Origin of the sequence: Psychrobacter sp. TB20-MNA-CIBAN-0197 (assembly GCF_040309765.1) — a bacterium.
Taxonomy (GTDB): domain Bacteria; phylum Pseudomonadota; class Gammaproteobacteria; order Pseudomonadales; family Moraxellaceae; genus Psychrobacter; species Psychrobacter submarinus.
Genome location: NZ_JBEOPC010000032.1, coordinates 15485 through 38240, shown reverse-complemented (window position 1 = coordinate 38240; position 22756 = coordinate 15485). Strand labels below are relative to the sequence as shown.

21 protein-coding genes and 2 tRNA genes are annotated in these 22756 nt (G+C 44.4%); 18 read left to right on the top strand and 5 right to left on the bottom strand.

Annotated features, from left to right (window positions below; all coding sequences use genetic code 11):
* Positions 1-329: 329 nt before the first annotated feature.
* A complete protein-coding gene (gene folD / locus AAEY83_RS10550) occupies positions 330-1226 on the bottom strand; it encodes a bifunctional methylenetetrahydrofolate dehydrogenase/methenyltetrahydrofolate cyclohydrolase FolD (RefSeq protein WP_025645821.1) in 897 nt (298 codons plus the stop codon).
* 486 nt (positions 1227-1712) lie between these two features.
* On the opposite strand from folD, the gene AAEY83_RS10545 reads away from it, so the two are divergent.
* The 10 genes from AAEY83_RS10545 (at position 1713) to AAEY83_RS10500 (ending at position 10564) form a co-directional block, all read left to right on the top strand.
* Complete coding sequence (locus tag AAEY83_RS10545; protein WP_198013321.1) at positions 1713-3365, top strand: sodium:solute symporter family protein; 1653 nt, start codon at positions 1713-1715, stop codon at positions 3363-3365.
* Positions 3366-3498: 133 nt separating this feature from the next.
* A complete protein-coding gene (locus AAEY83_RS10540) occupies positions 3499-3633 on the top strand; it encodes a putative transporter small subunit (protein ID WP_213017893.1) in 135 nt (44 codons plus the stop codon).
* A 137-nt stretch (positions 3634-3770) separates the two neighbouring features.
* Positions 3771-3844 (top strand) — tRNA-Cys (locus AAEY83_RS10535).
* Positions 3845-3994: 150 nt separating this feature from the next.
* A tRNA-Leu gene (locus AAEY83_RS10530) sits at positions 3995-4081 on the top strand.
* A 573-nt stretch (positions 4082-4654) separates the two neighbouring features.
* The gene (gene otsB, locus AAEY83_RS10525; RefSeq protein WP_025645818.1) at positions 4655-5590 is read left to right on the top strand and encodes a trehalose-phosphatase; all 936 of its coding nucleotides are present in this window, start codon (positions 4655-4657) and stop codon (positions 5588-5590) included.
* Position 5591: 1 nt separating this feature from the next.
* Positions 5592-7226: an alpha,alpha-trehalose-phosphate synthase (UDP-forming) gene (locus AAEY83_RS10520; protein WP_025645817.1), complete on the top strand. Its 1635-nt coding sequence runs from the start codon at positions 5592-5594 to the stop codon at positions 7224-7226.
* A 16-nt stretch (positions 7227-7242) separates the two neighbouring features.
* A complete protein-coding gene (locus AAEY83_RS10515; protein ID WP_051397391.1) occupies positions 7243-8343 on the top strand; it encodes an acyl-CoA dehydrogenase family protein in 1101 nt (366 codons plus the stop codon).
* Complete coding sequence (locus AAEY83_RS10510; RefSeq protein ID WP_025645813.1) at positions 8331-9164, top strand: PIG-L deacetylase family protein; 834 nt, start codon at positions 8331-8333, stop codon at positions 9162-9164. The genes AAEY83_RS10515 and AAEY83_RS10510 overlap by 13 nt, the downstream gene beginning before the upstream one ends.
* A complete protein-coding gene (locus AAEY83_RS10505; RefSeq protein WP_025645811.1) occupies positions 9157-9834 on the top strand; it encodes a class I SAM-dependent DNA methyltransferase in 678 nt (225 codons plus the stop codon). Before AAEY83_RS10510 ends, AAEY83_RS10505 begins: the two co-directional genes overlap by 8 nt.
* Before the next feature lie 43 nt (positions 9835-9877).
* Complete coding sequence (locus AAEY83_RS10500) at positions 9878-10564, top strand: glycosyltransferase family 2 protein (RefSeq protein WP_025645810.1); 687 nt, start codon at positions 9878-9880, stop codon at positions 10562-10564.
* 196 nt (positions 10565-10760) lie between these two features.
* Here AAEY83_RS10500 and AAEY83_RS10495 read toward each other — a convergent pair whose 3' ends face one another.
* On the bottom strand, positions 10761-11117 hold the full coding sequence (locus tag AAEY83_RS10495) for a hypothetical protein (RefSeq protein WP_025645809.1): 357 nt from the start codon (positions 11115-11117) through the stop codon (positions 10761-10763).
* Between the two features lie 252 nt (positions 11118-11369).
* Positions 11370-12593, bottom strand: a complete 1224-nt coding sequence (locus AAEY83_RS10490; RefSeq protein ID WP_025645808.1) for an LD-carboxypeptidase — start codon at positions 12591-12593, stop codon at positions 11370-11372.
* Between the two features lie 168 nt (positions 12594-12761).
* Between AAEY83_RS10490 and AAEY83_RS10485 the strand changes: the two genes are divergently transcribed.
* Positions 12762-13256, top strand: a complete 495-nt coding sequence (locus tag AAEY83_RS10485) for a YkvA family protein (protein ID WP_025645807.1) — start codon at positions 12762-12764, stop codon at positions 13254-13256.
* A gap of 150 nt (positions 13257-13406) precedes the next feature.
* Here AAEY83_RS10485 and AAEY83_RS10480 read toward each other — a convergent pair whose 3' ends face one another.
* Both AAEY83_RS10480 and AAEY83_RS10475 read right to left on the bottom strand, forming a co-directional pair.
* Positions 13407-13709 (bottom strand): hypothetical protein, encoded by a 303-nt coding sequence (locus AAEY83_RS10480; protein WP_025645806.1) that lies wholly within the window; start codon positions 13707-13709, stop codon positions 13407-13409.
* 105 nt (positions 13710-13814) lie between these two features.
* Entirely contained in the window at positions 13815-14372 is a 558-nt protein-coding gene (locus tag AAEY83_RS10475) for a hypothetical protein (RefSeq protein ID WP_025645805.1), read from the bottom strand.
* A 198-nt stretch (positions 14373-14570) separates the two neighbouring features.
* Here AAEY83_RS10475 and dnaQ point away from each other — a divergent pair, with 198 nt between their 5' ends.
* The 7 genes from dnaQ to AAEY83_RS10440 all read left to right on the top strand — a co-directional run bounded on the left by dnaQ (position 14571) and on the right by AAEY83_RS10440 (position 22690).
* Positions 14571-16298 (top strand): DNA polymerase III subunit epsilon, encoded by a 1728-nt coding sequence (gene dnaQ / locus AAEY83_RS10470; protein ID WP_025645803.1) that lies wholly within the window; start codon positions 14571-14573, stop codon positions 16296-16298.
* Between the two features lie 85 nt (positions 16299-16383).
* On the top strand, positions 16384-18066 hold the full coding sequence (locus AAEY83_RS10465) for a hypothetical protein (protein ID WP_025645801.1): 1683 nt from the start codon (positions 16384-16386) through the stop codon (positions 18064-18066).
* 19 nt (positions 18067-18085) lie between these two features.
* Positions 18086-19096 (top strand): NAD(+) diphosphatase, encoded by a 1011-nt coding sequence (gene nudC / locus AAEY83_RS10460; protein ID WP_025645799.1) that lies wholly within the window; start codon positions 18086-18088, stop codon positions 19094-19096.
* A 96-nt stretch (positions 19097-19192) separates the two neighbouring features.
* A complete protein-coding gene (locus tag AAEY83_RS10455; RefSeq protein ID WP_025645797.1) occupies positions 19193-20068 on the top strand; it encodes an RnfABCDGE type electron transport complex subunit B in 876 nt (291 codons plus the stop codon).
* 105 nt (positions 20069-20173) lie between these two features.
* Entirely contained in the window at positions 20174-20818 is a 645-nt protein-coding gene (gene nth / locus AAEY83_RS10450) for an endonuclease III (protein WP_025645795.1), read from the top strand.
* A gap of 245 nt (positions 20819-21063) precedes the next feature.
* Positions 21064-22230: a methionine adenosyltransferase gene (metK, locus tag AAEY83_RS10445; RefSeq protein ID WP_025645793.1), complete on the top strand. Its 1167-nt coding sequence runs from the start codon at positions 21064-21066 to the stop codon at positions 22228-22230.
* A gap of 88 nt (positions 22231-22318) precedes the next feature.
* The gene (locus tag AAEY83_RS10440; protein ID WP_156923964.1) at positions 22319-22690 is read left to right on the top strand and encodes a DUF3144 domain-containing protein; all 372 of its coding nucleotides are present in this window, start codon (positions 22319-22321) and stop codon (positions 22688-22690) included.
* Positions 22691-22756: the final 66 nt, after the last annotated feature.

Genomic DNA, 22756 nt, shown 5'->3' with positions numbered 1-22756 from the left:
AAAAACTTTGATGCTAGCGCATCTAGGTCTTTTTTTCACCTTGCATTTGGTATTGCACTTCATGTGTTAATCTAAGTAACAATAAACTCTTTACCTGCTGTCCAGATCACCACCAAACTGATCAAAAATAAAATAATATAGTGGCAAATATCGACGAACTCTCTGCCAATATGCTGTAAACGCTCATGAAGATCTACATTTTTTTTAGACATGTGGGAACCTATCAACTTTTTGTTTGGTTGATTTGGTCTGATAATCTATAGCATCAGACGCCTTATCTATGAGCAATGAATATTCGAATCTATCATTTATTTAATCGTTGTACCAGTCTACAAACCTGCAGCCTTTTCTGCAGCTTCAACGGTTTGGCGAATCAAGGTATTGATCGTCATTGGCCCGACACCGCCTGGTACTGGCGTATAGGCACTAGCAATATCAGCCACGCCCGTCATCTCGATATCACCAACGCCGCCGTTATCCGTAGGATGGAAGCCGGCATCGACCACTACCGCGCCGGGTTTAATCCACTCGGCTTTAATCAGCTCAGGTACGCCGACCGCGCCAACGACAATATCAGCGCGCTGTACATGCGCTTGCAAATCTTCGGTTCTTGAATGGCAAATCGTCACAGTACAATTCGCATTTAATAGCATCATCGCCATCGGCTTACCTAAGATCGGACTACGCCCGACCACCACAGCCTGCTTACCGGATAGCTCGATATCATAGTGCGCTAGCAGATGCATGATGCCCTGCGGCGTACAAGAGCCATATGCCGCCTCTCCCATACTCATACGACCAAAACCTAAGCAAGTGACGCCATCAACATCTTTTGCCAAGTCGATTTGCTCAAAACAAGCACGCTCATCGATATGCGCAGGTACAGGGTGCTGTAATAAAATACCATGTACATCTGGATTATTATTGAGCTCGTCAATTTTTGCTTTGAGCTGCTCGGTGGTGGTTTCGGATGGCAGCTCCACCTTGATTGAGTCCATACCGATACGCTTGCAAGCATTGCCTTTCATACGTACATAAGTGGCGGAGGCAGGATCGGCACCGACCAAAATCGTCGCAAGGCTTGGGGTACGTCCCGTCTTATCCTTGAGCGTAGCCACGCGCTGGCTCAGAGACTGCTCTATCTGTTTGGCGAGCGCTTTGCCATCTAACAGCGTAGCGGATTTTTGCTCAGTTGATGGCTGAGTAGTGTTTGACGCACTTGACATGATAACTCCAAAGTTTTGGCGATGAACAGAAAGGAAACCCGTATAATTCACGCGTGATATTGTACCTCTGTTACAGTCAAAAGCCTACCCACTTATACCTATTAAAATGCCTTTCATAAGCTTAGCTGCTTTTTTATATCCAAGTTATATCCAAGTTATATCCAAGTTACATTGAAGCTTATTTAACACGCATTAAGCCTTTTTATCCCTTCTCACATTACTTACTAAGAGTGTCAGTAATAGTGCATATATTAAGATTTGCAGTAAGAGCTGAGCTTGCGATTCTTGCATTCTCACAAAGTTAAGCGAAGAAAAGTTAACTGGGCGGTCAATAGATTTGAAGTTACATCTGTGTTAGGTTATTGACACAAAAATCAAATACTAATGGTCTACTCCTTTGGTATTTATCTTTTTTAAGTTTCTATCTATGTCAGTTTATGACGTCAATGATAATTATAGTGAGGTGCGAATTTGCAAAACGAGTCACTGTTTCAATTTTCGGCGCTAACTGTTATTTTACTGTTAGTCGCTTTTTATGGGGGTACTTACTTACTCTCTTTACTGATCAAAAAAGACAAAGAATCGACCAGTGGGTTTATGGTCGCAGGGCACGGCGTTGGTTTCGGTATGGGCGCCGCTAGTATGACCGCCACTTGGATTTGGGCAGCCTCCTTTTATGCTGCGGCCACTTCTGGTTATAAATACGGTGTGTCCGGTCCGATTCATTATGGCTTTTGGGGCGCATTGATGATTTTATTCATCTACCCATTTGGCATGCGCTTTCGCGAACTGGCCCCTAACGGTCACACTTTAGGTGAGCTTATTCACGCCCGCCACGGCTCATCAAGCCAATTGATTTTAGCCATATCTAACCTTATGGGCAGCTTAATTAGCTTGATGGTCAACTTCACCGCCGCCGGCGCCTTAGTTTCCGTACTCTCACCGTTATCGTTTCAGACCGGTGTACTTATCGCTGGTATCGGCGTCTTAAGCTATACGCTAACCTCAGGCTTTCGAGCATCTGTCTTTACCGATTTCGCTCAGCTTGTCGCCTTAATGGCTATCGGCGTGGTAATTATTCCGGCTGTATTGTTCTCTATGGGTGGTCCTAGCGTCATGGTAGAAGGGCTGTCCAATCTAACTCTTGAGCAGCAAGACTTCTTTTCATCAGAAGCTTTCTTGCAGCAAGGTGCGCCTTTCTTCGTCGCGGTATTAGCATATGCTATCGGTAACCAGACGATTACCCAAAGGCTATTCGCCATTGATCAAGACAAAATCAAACCCACCTTTGTTACTGCCACTATCGGTTACGCAGGTATCGTCATCGGTCTAGGTATGATAGGTCTAATGGCTTTGACCATCGGTGTCGATCCGCTAAATGGCGATATGAATAATCTGATTCCGCAAATGGTCAGCACTTATCTGCATCCGATATTTATTGCGCTGTTCTTTATTTTAGTTATCGGCTCATTATCTTCAACGGCAGATTCTGATTTGTCTGCATTATCGACGATTATGATGGCGGACGTCTACGGTAAAAACATCGCCAAAAAAGGTCAAGTCAAACCAAGAACGATGATGCTAGTCGGCCGTGGTACGATGATTGTCGCCACCGCTGCTGGTCTGATATTTGCAAGCTTTAAGCTCGATATCTTAGTGATGCTCGTATTCGTCGGTGCATTATGGGGCGCGGTCGTCTTCCCGGTCATCGCAAGCGTGTTTTGGAACCGCGTTACCAATGTCGCGTTTACCTCTGCGGTGATTGTCGCCTTGATATTCTTCTGTATCGCTCGTTTTGAGCTGATCCCTATCACAGGTGTTACCGCTCTATTCTTCGAGGCGATGGCGAGTGTTGGCGCAGCTGTCGTTATTGGTCTGATGGTCTTTGGTTTCTTAGGCCGTAAGGCAGGTATGGGTGCAGCCCTGATAACGCTAATCTTGATGTTGATCTTTGCCACTGGCTTCTTACGTGATTATATGGTGTTAGTCGCTTCCCTAACGGCTTATGGCGTTAGTGCGATCGTCTGTACGCTAGTGAGCTTAATGGGTAATGAGCGCTTCGACTTTGATTTAATCAAACAACGCGTCGGTAACTATGATAAAAAAGCTAAGGTCGCCCCCGCCTCTAAGAACCCGTAAGAGGTAGGCTATAAAACTTAGCTTGATATAACTTAGCTTAATTTAGGACGGTTTTGAGTCTATAGCCACTATTGAAAACTGATTTAGTGGCTATGACTGAAACCCTATTTATTAGCCATAAAAAGGAGATAACATGGATAACACTTTTATTTACGGCTTGTATATCCTGATTTGGCCCGCTATCACTTTAGCCGTGCTAGTCTTGATTTGCACTGCAACCTATCGTGATATCAAACGAGCCAAACGCGATAACAAAGATATTGTCTAATCAATGTCATTAAAGCAAGCTAACTGCTTGTATTCGCTCTATTAATTAACACTTGCGTGCGTGCGACGATAAATAAGCACAATTTAGCCAAAAAATAGCTTGTATTTTGAATTAATTTTGCTAATATAGTGACCCTTGGCTGGGTAGCACAGTGGTTATGCAGCGGATTGCAAATCCGTAGACGCCGGTTCGATTCCGACCCCAGCCTCCACTTTTTAGCTCAATTATTGTTAGCGTTATTTTTGATAATTTAGCTCAATTTTGACTTGCATTATTGAGATAACGGCTTATAATAGCGAGCACTTATCTAGTAACTAGATGGTCTATCAGCTAGCTTACTTTTTTAGATAAAACAAGTTTTGCCCGGGTGGTGAAATTGGTAGACACAAGGGATTTAAAATCCCTCGCTCTAACGAGCGTGCCGGTTCAAGTCCGGCTCCGGGTACCATTATAGAAGTACGAAAAACCGCAAACCAACTATGGTCTGCGGTTTTTTTGTGTCTGATACTTTCTTCTATACTGCTTTATTTAGCTTAAGCTATGCACACTGAGTGTACTTATGCAAAGATAAAGCATGAAAAGAAAAGCGATCAGTTTAGACGGAAATATAAACCATCATAACCCTGCAGACAAAACCACACGTCTATAGATAAAAGCTGTCTTCTGCTTATGCAAAAGGCAGCTTTTTGATCCTTAATACTTTTATGTGTAGCTGATAGCTTGTCTAGCCATTCACTCATAGCAAGCTTTCATTATTCATAATTTGCCACTCACTGCTCAACACGACTGCTTCGCATCTAAAGGCTTGTATCCAACAACAATACTTTATTTTTTTTAAACATTGTTTTAAAACTATAAATATTATCTTTATAATCAGTAGTTTATAAATTACAGAAACTATAAAGAACTAGTTATCATCACTAACGGAGAACGGGGATGTTTATGGCAAACTTGTCATTCGAGCCAACTGATAAAGCAGTCTAAACCAAAGTATAGCTCTTCACTAAATTAAGGAGGAAAGGTGACTTCAACCAACTCTTGCGTGAAACAGTTACCTAGCTATATTCAGCCAGAACACTTTGCTGATTATTTATCCGCTCAGCAAAATTACGCTTTGTTTTTGGATTTAGATGGTACTTTGGCAGACTTCACCTTAGATCCCAAAGACAGTGTTATCCCCCAATCAACGATAAAGCTGTTACGACAGATACAGAGCTGCGGCGTTAAAATCGCTATCATCACCGGACGTAGCCTTGCTGAAGCTAAGCAAATGCTCTCCCCTCTAATGCTACCGATTGCTGCTACTCACGGACTAGAAATAACTTTTTATAATAGTACTACTGATGCCAGTACTATGAGCGACGATAAGAAAAGCTTGAATGCTACCGATATCGCCTACGTTAATAGCACTGAGCTTGCTGCAATAAAGCAAGATATCGTCCGATTTAGCTATCCTTATAGCGATCTGAGTATAGAAGATAAACCTTACTCTGTCGCTCTTCATTTTCGAAAAAATCCGGCTTTGGCGGATATAGCTTATAACATTGCGACAAACACCTTAAAAAACCACTCTGATTGGGAATTAAAACCTGGCAAATATGTCTGGGAGATAGCACCAAAAGGCGCTAATAAGGGTACCGCGATTGTCAGCTTACTAAAAAAAATGAGTGCTAATAATGAGCTTTGCCCTATCTTTATCGGTGATGATGTTACTGATGAAGCAGGTTTTATCGCTGTACAGGAGGTATGTAGCTCAACAGGAAAAGATCATAAAGTAAAAGGCATGGGTATTAAAGTGGGTAGTGAAACAAGCTGTGCCCGTTATCGCGTTAATGATATCTTTGAGGTCACCGTTTTACTCAGCAGCTTTTTAAGATTTTGCCAAACCTACTATGCTCCATCGTTTGCTATAGCAGACGTTAATTCCTCACTAGTACAGACAATAGGAGGTCAGTGATATGAGCCGCTTAATTGTCTTATCTAACCGTGTAAAGACGCCCGATAACCAACCTATGGCAGGGGGGCTTGCGGTAGCATTGCAAGATATTTTACAAGGAAACTCAGTTATCTGGATGGGCTGGAATGGTGACATTACCGAGAGCTGCAATGACGGTACTGACAATGAGTTTAGCAGTAATAAAAATAAAGCTTCAGTAGATAATGAGCGGTTACTTGCCGACACTTCTCTGACCTATATGACCACAGCATTCACCAGTGAGCAATATCGGCAATTCTACTGCGGCTTTGCCAATAGTGTGCTGTGGTTATTATTGCATGAACGCCCTGAACTCATGAACCAAGCTGCTGATGACTATCAGGGTTACCAAGAGGTGAATCGGCTTTTTGCTCATAAAATCAAACAAGTGATTGAGCCTGATGATGTGATTTGGGTACATGACTATCACTTTTTGAGTGTGGCCTACCATTGCCGAAGTCTCGGTATCACTAATCGTATAGGCTTTTTTTTACACATTCCATTTGCTCCCCTAGCGTTTTGGCAACAGCTTGACCAAAGTGCTGAGCTGATCCATCACCTTGCCCATTATGATGTGCTCGGTACACAGACTGAGCATGATAAGGCCAACTGTTTAGCGGTTTTACAACATTACTTAAACCGGCGCTTATTATCAAACAACCCTTTAACCCACGTACCTAAAGATATCTTAGCGACAAAGGATAGTTTTATTAGCGCCTATACACCAGCTGTCAAAGAGTTGCTAATTCAGTTAGATATAAAACCTGAGCATTCGTTAATAGTTAATGCCTACCCCATCGGCGTCAACGTCACAAAGATACAGCAACAGGTCGGGCATTTGTGGTCGCCTTCATTATCTGCCGATAAATCGAATAACCTTAAAACGCCTATAAAGCCTGCGGCTCAGCAGATTATCGCGGTAGATAGGATTGATTATTCAAAAGGACTATTGAAGCGTTTTTCGGCGTATCGCTCTTTTTTGCAGCAATACCCCAGTTATCAAACCCAGCTACAATTAAAACAAATTGCTTGTCCTAGCCGCTTAGACTTACCCGCTTACCAGCATCTCTACGATACGGTCAAAGTAGCTATTGCTAAGGCCAATCAGCAGCTTGCAACTAGCATGGATAAGACAGATAGCTTTGATCCTAAAACTTACAAAACTAATAGAGCGATGACTGACTGGCAGGCGATTGACTATAGTGAAAAGGTGCTAGATCACAAGGCTTTGATGATGCTGTTTTTGCAAAGTGATGTTGGCTGGGTCAATTCGCTCAAAGATGGTATGAACTTAGTGGCAAAAGAGTATATCGCAGCGCAAAATCCTGATGACCCTGGGGTGTTATTGCTCTCACGTTATGCAGGAGCAGCTGAGCAAATGCAAGATGCAGTCATTATCGATCCGCTACAACCTGCAAGTATCATTCAAGGATTAAGAGTAGCTTTGACTATGCCACTTGGCGAGCGAAAACTTCGCTATCAAAAACTACTGCAAGGGCTACAGCGAGATGACTTGCAAGCTTGGCAACAACGCTTTTTAGATGACTTATATAAGGATAACGGGCAGCAAACACCAAGCTTGAGTCCTGAACAAAGCGAACTACCTGAATCACAATGATAACTAGGAGATTTTCATGCTAGCGCCAGAGCCAAAACCCCCCTTATTATTAGCGATTAAAGACAGTATAGAAAATATCATACTCGCTAATAGGCAAGCTACGAACGCTTTTAGTTTAACTGATGAGTTACGTCATGACATCTTAAGCACTTTAGTCACTTATAGCGATAGAATCCCGCATCCAGCAAGTGGTGCCTCTAATACAAATAGTCGCTCATCGAACACTTTAATTCGCTGGCAGATTTTGGCGTACGTCGCAGGGATTGATTTAACGATTGCCAAATGGTTCGAATCGCATTTAGATGCTTTAAGTATCTTACGTGAAATTGGCTACGATCAGACGGCTGAAGGGTTATGGGCAGTGTGGGCAGCAGAAGGTCATCCTGATCCTATACGCTATGAGCAAGGTAAAGTGAGCGGCACAAAAGCGTGGTGCTCTGGTGCTAATAGTGTCGATTACGGCTTACTCACTTATCGCGACGAGCAGGGTCAGTCCTGTTTGCTGATCATAAATATGCATCAACAAGGCATTAGTATTGATAACAGCGCATGGCAAGCGGTAGGCATGCAAGCGACTGATACCGCTACTATCCAATTCAATGAGGTGACAGCCCATAACGTAGGCACGGCAGACGCCTATTTAGATCGAGTGGGTTTTTGGCATGGAGCCGCTGGCGTTGCAGCTTGTTGGTATGGGGCAAGCGCAGTAATAGCTGGTTACTTGATAACGGCTTATCAACAAAAACCAAACGATTATAAAGCTATGTATTTAGGACAAGTCAGTACAGCATTAGCAGTCACTCAGCAGTATTTTTATCATATTGCTGAGCTGCTGGATACTCAGCCGCAAAGCAGTCATGAGCTAGCTATTCGTCAGTTAAGAGCGCACGTCGAGCAACTAGCGCGGCAAGTCATAGAAGTCACTGGACAGGCTTTAGGTGCAGCGCCATTTTGTAATAATGCGCATTTTGCAAGATTAGCAGCAGATCTGCCTGTCTTTATTCGCCAAAGTCACGGCGCTTTTGACTGGCAACAGATCGGTAAGCTGGCTGGTGCGTCCACACACTCCTTATGTAAAAACGATTTGCTTAAGCAGGCAAGCTTATGGCAACTATAATGTTGAACAACGATGACGCTTTAGAAGATAGTCGTAATAATATTCATCCTATTGTTGGTGACCGCATCATTACAGGTGACGGCACCAGTCAGGACGCTTGGCAGAATTGGGCAGGGCTGCATAACATGCCGCGACTAGACGTGGCCACTAACTTCTCTTCACAGCAGCGAGTGTGTATTTTTGCACCCCATCCTGATGATGAAATCCTGGGCTGCGGCGGTCTACTACAACAGCTTGCCGCCAATGGTAATCATATTATATTGGTACATGTGACCAACGGCACACAAAGTCATCCTAATTCGCAGATTTACTCCCCAGCAAAACTCAATACCATCCGCCCACAAGAGAGTCTAGAAGCGCTTAAAGTGTTAGGTATCGATCATCAGGTCACGATTATTAGCCTAGATTTGACGGATGGTGAGGTGTTCGCTCAGCAGGCACAGTTCTATAAAAAACTAGCTGCTATTATCCAACCTGACGATGTTCTAGTGACGCCTTTCGTACATGACGGTCATCCTGATCATGAAGCTACGGGACAGGTCGTGGCCACATTTGCTAAACAACAGCAATTAGCTTGTTATCAAGTATTCATTTGGGCTTGGCACTGGGCTGAGCCTGCCGATAATCGTATTCCGTGGAGCCGCGCGATTAAAGTCGACTTGAGCGCTGAGCAATTACAACGCAAAACCGAAGCGATCGCTTGTTTTAAGAGTCAAATCGAGAGTGATACAAGTACCGGTAATCCGCCTATCCTATCGGCACAGACTATTGCTAGAATCAGCCAACTATGGGAGGTTTATTTATATGAGCCTAATGTCTAAATCTACTTTGCTAGTCGATACTGATCATCAGACTGATACCTATTCAGAGACTTATTTTGATGCCTTGTATCGCGATAGTAGCGATCCATGGCAGTACCAAACGCGCTGGTATGAGAAGCGCAAGCGCGATATGTGTTTAGCAGTATTGCCGCAAGCTCACTATGTTAGCGCTATAGAGCTTGGCTGTGGTAACGGCGTATTTAGTGAATTGCTGGCTGGGCGCTGTCAAAGCCTTTTAAGTATTGATGGTAATCAAAAAGCGGTGAAACTGGCCAAACAGCGCTTATTGAAGCATTCTAACGTCAAGCTAATACAAGGGGTAATTCCTCAGGCTTTATCAGACGGCCCAACTGCTGACCACCAGACTTATCATTTAATCGTTATTAGTGAGATTTTATACTATTTGCCTTTAACTGATATTGATAAAGTGATTACTTGGATTAAGCAAAGCCTTGCTCCCGGTGGCACCTTACTGTGTTGTCACTGGCGCTATAATATTGACGGCTTTGAGATGACAGGTGAAACTGTACATCACCGTTTACAGCAAGCGTTTAATATAGAGAAAAGTCTAGCTTTTACCCATCAAAGCCAAATAGTAGACAGTGATTTTTTATTAGACGTTTGGCAGCGCTCTGCGCAAACCATCGCTATGCAAGAACAATTAATATAATGAGTTGGGTCAAAGCATGATAACTAGCAAAATCGTCAACGATATAAAAATTGCTATTGTGATTCCGGCTCATAATGAAGCGTCAACTATTATGGATTGTTTGACCTCAGTTCAACTCGCTATTGAACAATTACCCTCCACTATTATTGCCTATCCCCTAGTAGTGCTAGATAGCTGCACCGATGAGACGCTTAGTCTGATCAGAAGTGCCCAGGTTGAATACAAGATTGAATACTTGACTTGTGACTATCGCTGTGTGGGACGAGTGCGAGACTTAGGGCTTTGTCATGCTATTGCCAACGGTGCGAATTGGCTTGCCTGTACCGATGCAGATTCAATGGTATCTGCAGATTGGCTCACGCAGCAAATGGCTCATATTCAGCAGCAGCCGACCGACATGATCTGCGGGGTAGTCAGTGTCAATAGTTGGGCACATTTAAGCAGTCAGACACAACAAGCTTATGAGGCTCATTATCAAGACATCATGGGTCATCGTCACATCCATGGGGCAAACCTCAGCTTTAGTCGTGAAGCCTACCTCGCCGTTGGCGGCTTTAGCCCTTTAGCTTGCCACGAAGATGTCGATTTGGTAAAGAGATTTGAAAATGAAGGCTATGCCATCACTTGGAGTAACAAGGTGCGAGTAACTACTAGCAGCCGCTTACAAGCTCGCGCAAAAGAAGGGTTTGCAGCGTTTTTAGCGAATTTAGAAAGGTCTGATTTACAGTAGCTTCAGCTCATCTTAATTGCCAGTACCTTAAGGACAATGGTGCTAAGTTCTAAGCTAAGAGCCTTCATTTATAAAACAAACGAAAGCAGTTATAGTTTCGCTTGTTTTTTACTTAAGCGCGAGTATCTGATGAATGGATAGTTCAGTTACCGCTAGATTTATCATGTATTTATTATAATTGTATATTATTCATCATTTATTGCACGCCATCTGCGGGGGTTTGATCTAAGTTTGAGTTATTTTCATTGACGTAGACTGTATCATCAACCTCTTGCTCATCCTCTGCCCCGCCTACCGTAGAGTAATACGCCTCAGCATCCTCATCTTCTGTAGAAGTCGTAGTGGTCGTTGTAGCGTCATCCGTATGAACAGGAGTCATTTCGCTAGACTCTATAGTAGTGTTATTTGAGACTGTTTCGCTCGCTTCGGTATCCGTTGTTTTTTCAGTTTCATTGCTGCAAGCCGTTAGTACAACTGTGCTTGCTAATAGAGCCATCGTAAGCTTACTTACTAGTAATTTCTTGCTTAGTAACTGGCTTAGTAACTGGTCCATGTCAATCTCCTCACTGTGGTTAGGCCAAAACTATTAGCCATGCTATTTATTAAAGATTAAGTTGAATGTACTTTTAATTTTAATAATAAATAACTGAACTAGTATGAGGGTTTTGTTTGCTTTCATTAACGATTTGCTAATGCTTTTACTTTATAAATGACAAGCACATCTATACTTCAATACGCCCTAAATACACAATTATTTGCAGAGTGTTATCTATTAAAAATGATTATACTGCCTAGATGCTAGCAATTAAGCCCATAACCCTTCAACATGAAGAGCGCTGGCGTGAATAGTTGGATAATCTGCAAAGCTTAGCTGATAGCCACCCGCCGTATTAGGGTTAATCGTACAAGACGCTCCTAATGGGAAGCTTGCTTTTTGCGCGATATGGCCAAAGCGCATGCCACTATATATCGGTAACCCTGTTAACTTGTGCAACTGACGAACGACAGTTGCTACATCATAGCGCTTATCATAGCTGTCCTCACCAGTTCCAGAAAATGCACCGAACACGATGGCTTGTTGATTTTTGAACACGCCTGCTAGATATAGCTCATAGAGCATACGCTCGATACGATAAGTCTGCTCACCGACGTCTTCTAAAAACACAATGCCGCCATCGATACGCGGTAGATACTCACTGCCTGTCAGTGCCGATACTACGCTCAAATTACCCCCCCAAATCGTTCCCGTTATTGAACGGCTATCGTTATCTGCCAAAATAGGCGGCAGCTTTGGACTGGTAAGATCGGCATTATCGACATCAATAGTAAGATTCGGATCGGTTAAAGCGGCTACAAATTGACGACAACTGATGCGGTCCGGCATGGCTTTACCAAACTCGCTATAGAGCATAGGTCCTGCCAGCGAGCTCATATTGGCTTTGGCGAGCAGCGCACATTGAATCGCGGTAACATCACTGAATCCGGTCAAGATAGTGCCACGCTCTTGCATAACACGGCCTAGCGTCGCCCAATCAACCATCGGCAATAGACGAGAAGCGCCATAACCACCGCGCACGCCAAGCAGCAGTTTTGGTGCGCTAATCGCGCCCGTCGCGATGTTTTGTAAGTCGCTTGCTCGCTGCGCATCAGTGCCAGCGAAACGTAGATACTGACGGCGGGCAACCTCAGGGTTTTGCACTTGCAAGCCAGCACAGGCTACGCGCTGCAATGCCAGCTGGTTGCGAGCATCATGACTGCCGACGTTTGAGCTTGCAAATAATCGCGTTTCGATGGTTGGCTTAATGCACTGTCTTGTCTGGTTTAACTGCTGAGATGGCGACTCAGACCCAGAGACTGCAGACGGTAACTCATCTTTAGTGAGCGCGGTCAGGTTATCAGTCACTAATAAATCGTCATTCGCCAACGCATTCACCATACTTTGGCTCGCTAATAAACTGGCGCTCGCTCCTACGCCCAAATGACGCAAAAACTGTCGGCGGTTGAGCTTAGATACTATTTTCTTAGTCATCACTATCCTACAAACTGTAATCAGACTTAATAAAACGATACATAATACCCTATCTAGTCATTTGGCGCTCAAGCTTACCCTTGCTATAGTAGCTAACAACAGCAACTAGCAAAATAGTGCGTAAAAACCATAATCAACGACAATGAATAAAAAACAAGGATTTTTTATATGAGTGATAAAAATAAAGAAAAAGATGATAAAGGGCTATTAGAAAGTATCAAGCTGATTGTCAGTAAAGAAGATAAAATAAAGGACCAAGTCGAAAGCGATCGCGGACTTGAGCGTTATGCCAAAGATTTACTGTTGCTCATGAGCTTAGTCAAAGACTATTATCAAGGCAATTATCGCAATATTCCTTACAGAACTATTTCAGCGGCAGTGATTGGTCTTCTTTATGTCCTAAACCCTATTGATATTATCCCTGATTTTATTCCTTTTATCGGTCATATCGATGACGCTTTAGTGTTAAAGTTTTGTTTAAAGCGGATGGAAAAGGATCTATCAAAGTACAAAAAATGGAAAAACGAGCAAACGGCAGCTAACGACAAAAATACTAATAAAAATATGGACAGTAAAGAAGACAAAGACTCTAAAGCAAAAGGTAAAGAAGAGAAGAAGTCAGCTAGAAAGGATAAAGATAGCGAGACTGATAAAAAATCATAAGATCATTAACTTTTCATTCTATTATCGCTGCACAATAAAACCACGGCCAATGAGAGTATCTCGTTGGCCGTGGTTTCGTTTGCTTATCTCTATTATTTTAGTGACAGCTATTCTAAGGGCATTTACTCTAGGGACAGCTACTATAAACCGTTAATCTGGGACATGGTAGCTGGACTTTTCTGGATTGAGTCCAAAGGAGAACACAAAGGTTGCAACGAGGCTATTGACGATAATAAAGGCTAGGTCAATATGGATATGCCCTAGCATATAGCGGCCAATCAACCAAGAGACAATCAGCATAACAATAAAAAAACCGCCCATATACCCTAAGATAGCGGGATGCTTTAGATTATAAGGCTGTTCTGGTGTTTCTTTATCTAAGACTTTTGTGCGAATCAACCAGCCTGCGGCATAAGAGAGGCCGCCTAACACCACGTAACTCAAAAAATTCATAATACCTGACTCGATCATTGACCATTTAATTATAGGATATTGCCACGTGCGCTACCGTCGATGTAGCGGCACTGATACTAACTAATATCAGCACTGGCATAAGGTTTAAATACTTTCATCGACGTTATCGATGACGATATTGGCATGCGGATCAGCCAAAATATCAGTATTGACCTCATCGCACTCGACGCGATAAATAGTATTAGCGCCGCGGTAAATATAAGACAAATACTCACTATCGAGCAAAGGGTCGATATTGGCATAAGCAGGTTTAACATGCGCTAACACTAGCACCCTATCAGGACGAGCGATGACCGCATCGACATTATCGGGATCGATCGAGAAGAATGTTGGAATCTCCTCATTGTCTACGACCTCTAATACTTCAGGATCATCCCAAACTCGCCCACTACTGGCAGGCTCTTTCATTTGCATGACCCACTTTCCATTTTGCTCACTGACTTTTATTTGTGCTGGTTCATCAAAGCTTACGGTATAGCATCCTGCAAATATAGAAACATCTGCCTGAGACACTGTAGACTCAACGCTTGTAGCTTCAGGGTCACTATCGCTACAGCCTGCTAGCCATAATACGCTACAGGCGGTTATACTAGTGAGCAAGGTCGTAAAGGATTTACCAATAACATCTGCGCCTTTAGCCATCGTCAAGTCTTCCTACATTATTGTTTTGGATTGGGATTTAAAGAGTGCCGTTATCATTCTAACAGAAAATGTGAGCGCTGCTTTTGAGATCTGTGATGATAGTGTTTTGTGTCTCCCAGTCGCCTTATCGGTTATAGATTTGCTATAATCAAACTCTCTATTTTAACATCGACCTTACTCCCTTACCGCTGAGTTTTTATGTCAGATAATCGTTCCGCCGCCCAAACTAAAGCTATGCAGACGGCTGCGTCTAATAAAGCAGACCCTTTAGCCGCCAAAGCCAATACTACTATCGCTTATACCGACGGCGCTTGTAAAGGCAATCCCGGCGCTGGTGGCTGGGGCGCACATCTTATTTTGAGTAATGGACAAACCAAAGATCTATACGGCGGTGAAGACGCCACCACCAATAACCGTATGGAGCTGATGGGCGCCATACAAGCCTTGCAGCATAGCGCACGCGATATTACCTTAGAGATCTGGACCGACTCAAGCTATGTCAAAAATGGTATTACCGACTGGATTGACGGCTGGAAAAAGCGCGGCTGGAAAACAGCAAGTAAAAAGCCGGTGGCGAATAAAGACTTATGGCAACAGCTTGACGCGCTATGCCAAAATCGTAAGGTAGAATGGCACTGGGTAAAAGGTCATGCCGGACACGCAGGCAATGAAAAAGCCGATGAGCTTGCCAATCTTGGTGTCACAGCCAGTAGTGAGCATGATGATCATTTATCTGCTGATAGTACCGCAAATAGCGCTGATGATAGTCGTAAAAAAAAAGCCGCGACTAATGAGTCTGCGCTTGATAAAGACGACTGGTTAAGCTTTGACCCTTTAGGACTCGATAACTTTGAAGACATTGACGGCATTGATAATGATGATAACGTAGATAGTATGGACAACAGCACTGACGAGCTTGAAGCTGAGGCGGACCCTAGTCCAGACCACATGACTGCAGTTCAATCGACTAGCCAGCCTTATCAGACCGCCGATACTCATTTAGATTTAGATGCCCATTCAAATACTACTTTAAATAGCACAAATGACGAAGATAACCCAAGCGTCTTGCCCTCTATTACGATTGATACTACGAGTACAGATATGACTGCCGAAACCGATTTACAGCACCCTGATACGCAAGCGGCTGCTTTGCCAGAATTCGATGGTGATACGAGCCGCGCCAACCCTAATTTCAAGCCGCTACTGCCAACGCCTACGCACCGCGGTGAGAGCAATCGTCAACTGATCATGGATACTGAGACGACGGGACTTGATGCGCTAAAAGGCGATCGCATCATCGAAGTGGGTATCGTTGAGTTGGTGGGGCGTAAATTCACTGGTGAAAAGCTTCATGTCTATATCAACCCGCAGCGCGGTATGGATGAAGAGGTGATACGTATTCATGGTATCTCTGAGGCCTTCTTACAAGATAAACCGACTTTCGATCAAGTTGCCCAAAAGCTTTATGACTTTATGGATGGTGCCGAAATCATCGCTCATAATGCCGCGTTCGATATGAACTTTTTGACTATGGAATTTGAAAAAGTCGGACTATCGGACTTTGCCCAGCGGGTACAAGTCACTGACTCACTGCTGATGGCTAAGCAGCAGTATCCAGGGCAAAAAAATACGCTAGATGCGCTAGTGCGCCGTTTAGATGTTGGTAAGCAAGACCGTACCTTTCACGGCGCTTTACTAGATTCGGAGATTTTGGCGGAAGTCTATCTGGCGATGACTGGTGGTCAAGTATCATTAGCGATTGAAGAAGATAGTGCTGGCGACGGCGGCCAGACCGCTCATGCTACCTTTGCCAATTTAGCCACGCTACTGCTGGATTCCAGCCAAGATGATAAGGCAAATCGCGATTGGTTTATGAATTTGGCTGAAGACTATCCAGTAATGAATGATAGCTTATCGAATTGGTAAGCTATGATAAGAAGTACTATGGAATTTAAACGCTATACGCTATCATCCGTTAATGGCTATTAATAATAATCGATAAGGGAACACGATGAGTCAGTCTGAGCAAACCACGTTGAGCGCGCCTACGCTTAGTATCACCAACTTTGACTTACCCTCTTTGCACTTATTGCATGATGAGGTCATAGTTACCCTAAAAAACGCTGAAATCCACTTGAGCGACTTTAATGACAATCAAGCACAAGCGCCTTTATTGCTCGAATCAGTCGAAGTCCTAACCCAGTTATCGCGTATTTTTGAGCTGATATCGCTTAAAGGCGGTCAAGTATTAAGCTTAGCGATCGCCCAAGGCTTGCAGCAGCTGCATGACAGTCAAGACAATACCAATATCGCGTTGATCATGGATCTCTCAGAGGCGATAATGACCTTAGATCGTTATGTTGAATTCGTGCTATTGACTGAGACCGTAGAGCCAAGCTTATTACTGCCGATTATCCATAAGCTACAAGCTTATGGCGATGAAGCACCTATTGATACTGACTACTTTGCCGACTTTGGCCGTAGCAGCGTGATCATCGCAAACCCTGAAGATAATTTTCAATCCTTGGATACACTCGGGCTTGATAGTCATTTATTAACCAACGTTTATCGTAACGGTCTTAGCATTTTATTGGCTAATACAGATTGTAATATCTCGACCCGTGAAGCTAAGAAACTCGAAGCAATGAGCGCTGCCTGTGCTTATATCGCAGGCCACAGTAACAGCTTATTTTGGCAAGCTGCTGCAGCAGCAATAGTCGATATTGAAACTCAGCTTCCTTTGTCTCTAAGCCAAAAACATACCTTAATCTACTTAGAACAGCAGTTTAATAGCTATCTGCCAGTGATGGATATTCGTTTTGCTGATCTGGTCAGCTTCGCTTGTAGCCGTGATAATGAGCAAGCGCAAAAGCTGCGTGAGCAGTACGCCAATAACCAGCTTGAGTCATCACAGCGCGAACAGATGAAACGCTTTTTGTTTGGCCCCAACCGCGCCATCACTGACATCTCAAACGAGCTCATCCAAGAAAAGATCAACCTCATCAAAGAGCAAGTGGATAGCTACGCACGCCGCAATACTGTCACCGCTACCCCTATCGAGCCTACTGATATCGCAACCAAAATAGCTAAGTTGAGCTCTGCCCTGCACCTATTAGGTCTAAGCGACACCGCAGCTCTGCTCACTAATACAGCTAACGCAGTTGCTAAGTGGGACCACCCAAAACCTGAAGATTTTGACGAGCTGCTGTTAGCGCTCATGTCGGCCGAAAATACTTCGATTACAATGGCAAAAATGCATACGCCTGGCGCGACTAACTTATCGCTGAATAACCAGCGAATCTCCTTGCATCAGCTTGATACGGCCTATGATGTTTTAGTACAAGAGAGCCGTAGTAACATCACAAAAGCCGAGCACGCCATCACCACTTATATCACTGCAGATGACGCGCATCTGTCCATGTTAGATGAGTTTCCAGAGATGATCTGCCAGGTCGCAGGAGCGCTACGTTTCTTAGAATTACCTGCTTTGGCAAATATGTTTAGTCAATTGGCAAGCTTCACCCAGACCTGTCTAACAAACGCACAGCCTCTAAGCGAGCAAACCCTCAGTCACATGGCGGATGTACTCATGTCCGTGGATTATCGCTTAGATGGTTTTGAGAATAATCGTCCCGTAAATAAACGCTCGCTAGATGTCGGTCAGCATAGCTTAAGCCAACTACTAGCCGCCTAAAGATTTTGGATAGATGTCAATGAGTGCTGCTTTTATAATCGAAAAAGATACTGTCTTATGTCGCAGGACGCCTAAAGGTTGGCAGCCCTTATCTATCGACTTCTCGGCTGATTCAGACCGCAACCTGCCCCCTTATCAGTTAGGCTGTGTCGAACTGTTAGAGAGCTTAGCGCCAAGCCATTGGCAGCAAAGTGCACATTGGCAAAGAGACAGTAGCAATAGCAGCATAAGTGATGAAGCTGTTCATCCAGCGAATAATGCTCCGGCCGCATATGCTATCAGCTATCACTATGCAAAAACCAATCAACTCACGCTACCGACTATCCGCGATGATATTGAGTCCATCTCAGCGGCAATCAACCAAACTGACATTCAAGCAAATGATGCTGATGACAATGGCGCTATAAACGCTTTTATCTCTTATCGGCAGCTGCTCACTCAGATTCCAGTAGCGCTCGCCGATCAGATCAGTCAGGCCATGCAGCTGCTGCGCTGGCAAGCGGATACTCAGTTTTGTAGTCGCTGTGGTGCGGCGGTCTGTGCAGCGGACTCTGGCGAGCGGGCGATGGTATGCAGCGTTTGCCGCTTACGCCAGTATCCGCGAGTACAGCCATGTGTGATTACGGCCATTACTCGCCCAAACCCTAAGTCCGGCGAGATGCAAATACTATTAGCGCATCATCACCGCTATGGTCAGACCACTCTGCCATTACAATATGGTTTGATTGCAGGCTTTGTAGAAGTTGGGGAAAGCTTAGAGCATGCAGTGGTAAGAGAAGTGTTTGAAGAAGTCGGTATTCGCTTATCAGACATTCGCTACGTCAGCAGTCAGCCTTGGCCGTTTCCTTCTAACTTAATGCTCGGCTTTCGGGCCAGTTATGACAGTGGCGATCTTGTGCTGCAAGAAGATGAGCTGTCGCACGCAGACTTTTTTGATTTATCAAACCTGCCAAAGATACCCTTCAAAGGCAGCATTGCTTACGACCTCATTGCTCAAATTGCTGAAGAGCAAGGGGTTACGCTTGCATAAAAGTCTATTTTGACTGCTAGTCATTATCTATATTATTTAGCCTCTATTATTTATTCTGTATTATTTATTACATGCCCGTTTTAAGGCCAGTACTCCATGTCTGACAATCATACTCACCCTTTACCGACTCGCCTAGCTGATCTGCCGCTATTATTCGATACTCGAGCGTTAGAGTCGCTACCAAAGGCGACGCAAATTAAAATCGCTCAGATCGATGCTTGCTTACCACAGACCCAATGCGGGCTTTGTGACCATCCGGATGGCTGCCTGCCTTATGCAAGAGCGATCGCCGTCGATGACGAACCTCATAACAAATGCGTACCTGGCGGACAGCCGGTCACCGATGCGATTGCCCAAATTCTGGTAGATAGCGATAGCAGTCATAGCTCTATTAGTAGCGCCAGTGCCGACACTCCTGTCATGGCCGAGCCCTCCAAGTGGCCGATAGATGACACGACGATGCGCCCAACCGAAGTGCGTGCCATTATCCGTGAAGACGATTGTATCGGCTGTACTAAGTGTATCCCTGCCTGCCCGGTCGATGCTATCGTCGGTACCGGTAAGCATATGCATACGATCTTTACCGATCTGTGTACTGGCTGCGAGCTATGTCTAGCGCCTTGTCCTGTCGACTGCATTGATCTAGTGACAGTGCATCGCGAGCTGACAGCTGCCGAGCGCGAACAAGAACAAGACGATCTGCGCCAGCGTTATCATACTCATCTAAGACGGGTCACCAAACAGCTGGCCGATAGTAGTAATGCCAAGCCCGTCGTCAGCATGGTAGAGGCTAAGCTCAATAATGTCGCGAGCCAAGCTCTCGATATCAGCGAGCAACAAGCCAAAAATACTATTGCGGCAGCAAAACTACGCAGCAAAATCAAAAAGCTAGAAAAGCAGCTAAGCGTGCGTCCCAATGCCGCTAAGCAAAGCGAGCTTAGCGCCTTACAAGAAGAGCTTGCCACCCTTTAATGGATGCTATAACGAACCACGCGATAAAAATCAGTCAAATTAAGACGTCATCTTATGAGTAAAACCGTTAAACATAAAACCGCTAATACGCCGCCATCGAGACTGATGCCTAAGCGCAATGTGCGGCCATTCTTTGAAAAGCTGGCGGCAACGATAGATGAGCCCGTCACTGAGCTGCACTTCAACAGTAACTTTGAGCTGCTTATCGCCGTTATTCTCTCCGCGCAAGCCACTGACGTCAGCGTCAATATTGCGACAAATCAGCTTTATCCTATCGCTAATACGCCCGAAGCCATTTATGCTTTGGGTGAGGAAGGACTCAAACCTTATATCCAGAACATTGGTCTTTATAATTCAAAAGCTAAAAACGTGATAAAGACTTGCCGCGACTTGATTGATAAGTTTGACAGTCAAGTGCCTGATAATCGTAAAGACCTTGAGTCATTGGCAGGCGTCGGCCGCAAGACTGCTAATGTGGTGCTTAATACGGCATTTGGTCAGCCCACTATGGCGGTCGATACCCATATCTTTCGGGTCGGTAATCGTACTGGCCTTGCAACTGGCAAAAATGTGCTCATCGTTGAGCAAAAGCTAGTCGCGCGTATTCCAGAAGATATGCTAGTAGATGCCCATCATTATCTGATCTTACACGGACGCTATACTTGTCAAGCGCGCACACCGAAATGCGGTGCTTGTCCGGTGTATGAGGAATGTATGTTTAAGGATAAAGCTAAATTTTTGGAGTTATGACTACTCAAATGAAGGTAACACCATGCGACTCTCTCCGCGCGACTCTTTGATATTTATGAAGTTTTAGATTTGTTTAGGACTCTTAAGAGTTTCGAGAGTTTAGTTGAGTCGTAAAGACGCTCTAGAGTTTTAGAGCAAATCACGGTAAGATATGGTAATTTTTTTGACTCATTTTTCTATTTTTATAACTTTTAATAAATACTGACTCGTTTTTATAACAGTCCCTGCCATTAAGCGATCATATTATGCGTGAATACAGTTTATTTACCTCAGAGTCTGTCAGCGAAGGCCATCCTGATAAAATGGCTGACCAAATCTCTGATGCCTTACTCGATGCCATTTTGCGTGAAGATCTGCACGCGCGCGTCGCTTGTGAGACTTTAGTCAAAACAGGCGCTGTCGTATTAGCTGGTGAAATCTCTACTACAGCTAACATTGATATCGAGCGTATCGTTCGTGATACGGTCAATGGTATCGGCTATCATCATTCGGACTTAGGTTTTGATGGTGAGACTTGCGCGGTTATCAACATGATCGGCAAGCAGTCGCCTGAGATTGCCCAAGGCGTCGATCGTAGTAGCCCAGAAGAGCAAGGCGCTGGCGATCAAGGTCTAATGTTTGGTTATGCCAGTAACGAGACGGATGTATTGATGCCCGCTCCTATCGAGTATGCGCACCGCTTGATGCAGCGTCAGTCTGAGCTGCGCCGTGCAGGCGAGCTGCCTTGGCTCCGACCTGATGCCAAAGCACAAGTAACACTCAACTATGATGGCAATCGCCCTGTCGCTATTGATGCGGTAGTACTATCGACTCAGCATGATCCTAGTATCTCACAAGCGGACTTGCAAGAGGCTATCATGGAGAACATCATCAAGCATGTGCTACCAGCTGATCTGCTGCATAAAGGCACGCGCTATCACATCAACCCAACCGGTAAGTTTGTGATTGGCGGGCCTGTCGGCGACGCGGGTCTAACTGGCCGCAAAATCATCGTTGATACTTATGGCGGTATGGCTCGTCATGGCGGCGGGGCTTTTAGTGGTAAAGACCCCTCTAAAGTCGATCGTAGTGCCGCTTATGCGGTGCGTTACGTCGCCAAAAACATTGTCGCAGCTGGCATTGCTGATCGCTGCGAAGTGCAGGTCAGCTACGCTATTGGTGTGGCAGAGCCGACTTCTATTTCTATCAACACTTTTGGCACCAACAAAATCGATAATGACGAGATTATTCGCCTGATTCGTAAGCATTTTGACTTACGTCCTTATGGCATCACGCGTATGCTCAATCTGCTGCAGCCCATGTATCAGCAGACTTCAACCTTTGGTCATTTCGGTCGTCCTGGGTCTGAGACCGCATTTACTTGGGAAAAAACCGATAAGGCTGAGATACTCAAAGCCGATGCCGGTCTGTAGTCCGAAAAGCAAGATTACTATCTATTCTATAAAATTTAGACTATTGAAATAACATACTATTTAACTCATTTACTTAACGGAGTCTTTTATGTCTGACGCCAATATGCCAAACGATACTACCAATACAGACAATATCGAAAACAATGTCGAGATCACTCCTGAGATGCAGTCTTTTTATCAGCGCGCTGATGAGATTATCGGCGTTGCTAATAGCCAACTCGGCGAAAAGGCACACTCAGGCCAAGTCGGCGCTTCCCTACTTTATGCTGCCGCGCGTTATAGCGCTTCGGTCGCCTCTATTGGCTTTGTAAAAGGGGAGGATTTTGCCAAAGAAAAAGAGGACATTATCGAGTTTTATACCAAGCAGTACCGCCAAATGCTCAGCGACAATCTTACTGACTACGCACAAAACTTCGATAACTATGTGCAGCTTAATAAAAACGATACAGTAGGCGAATAAACAAATTCTTAGCGTTTGCCTAGCTTGTTAGTTGCATTAAAGTCTTATGCTCATTAGTATCTCCCT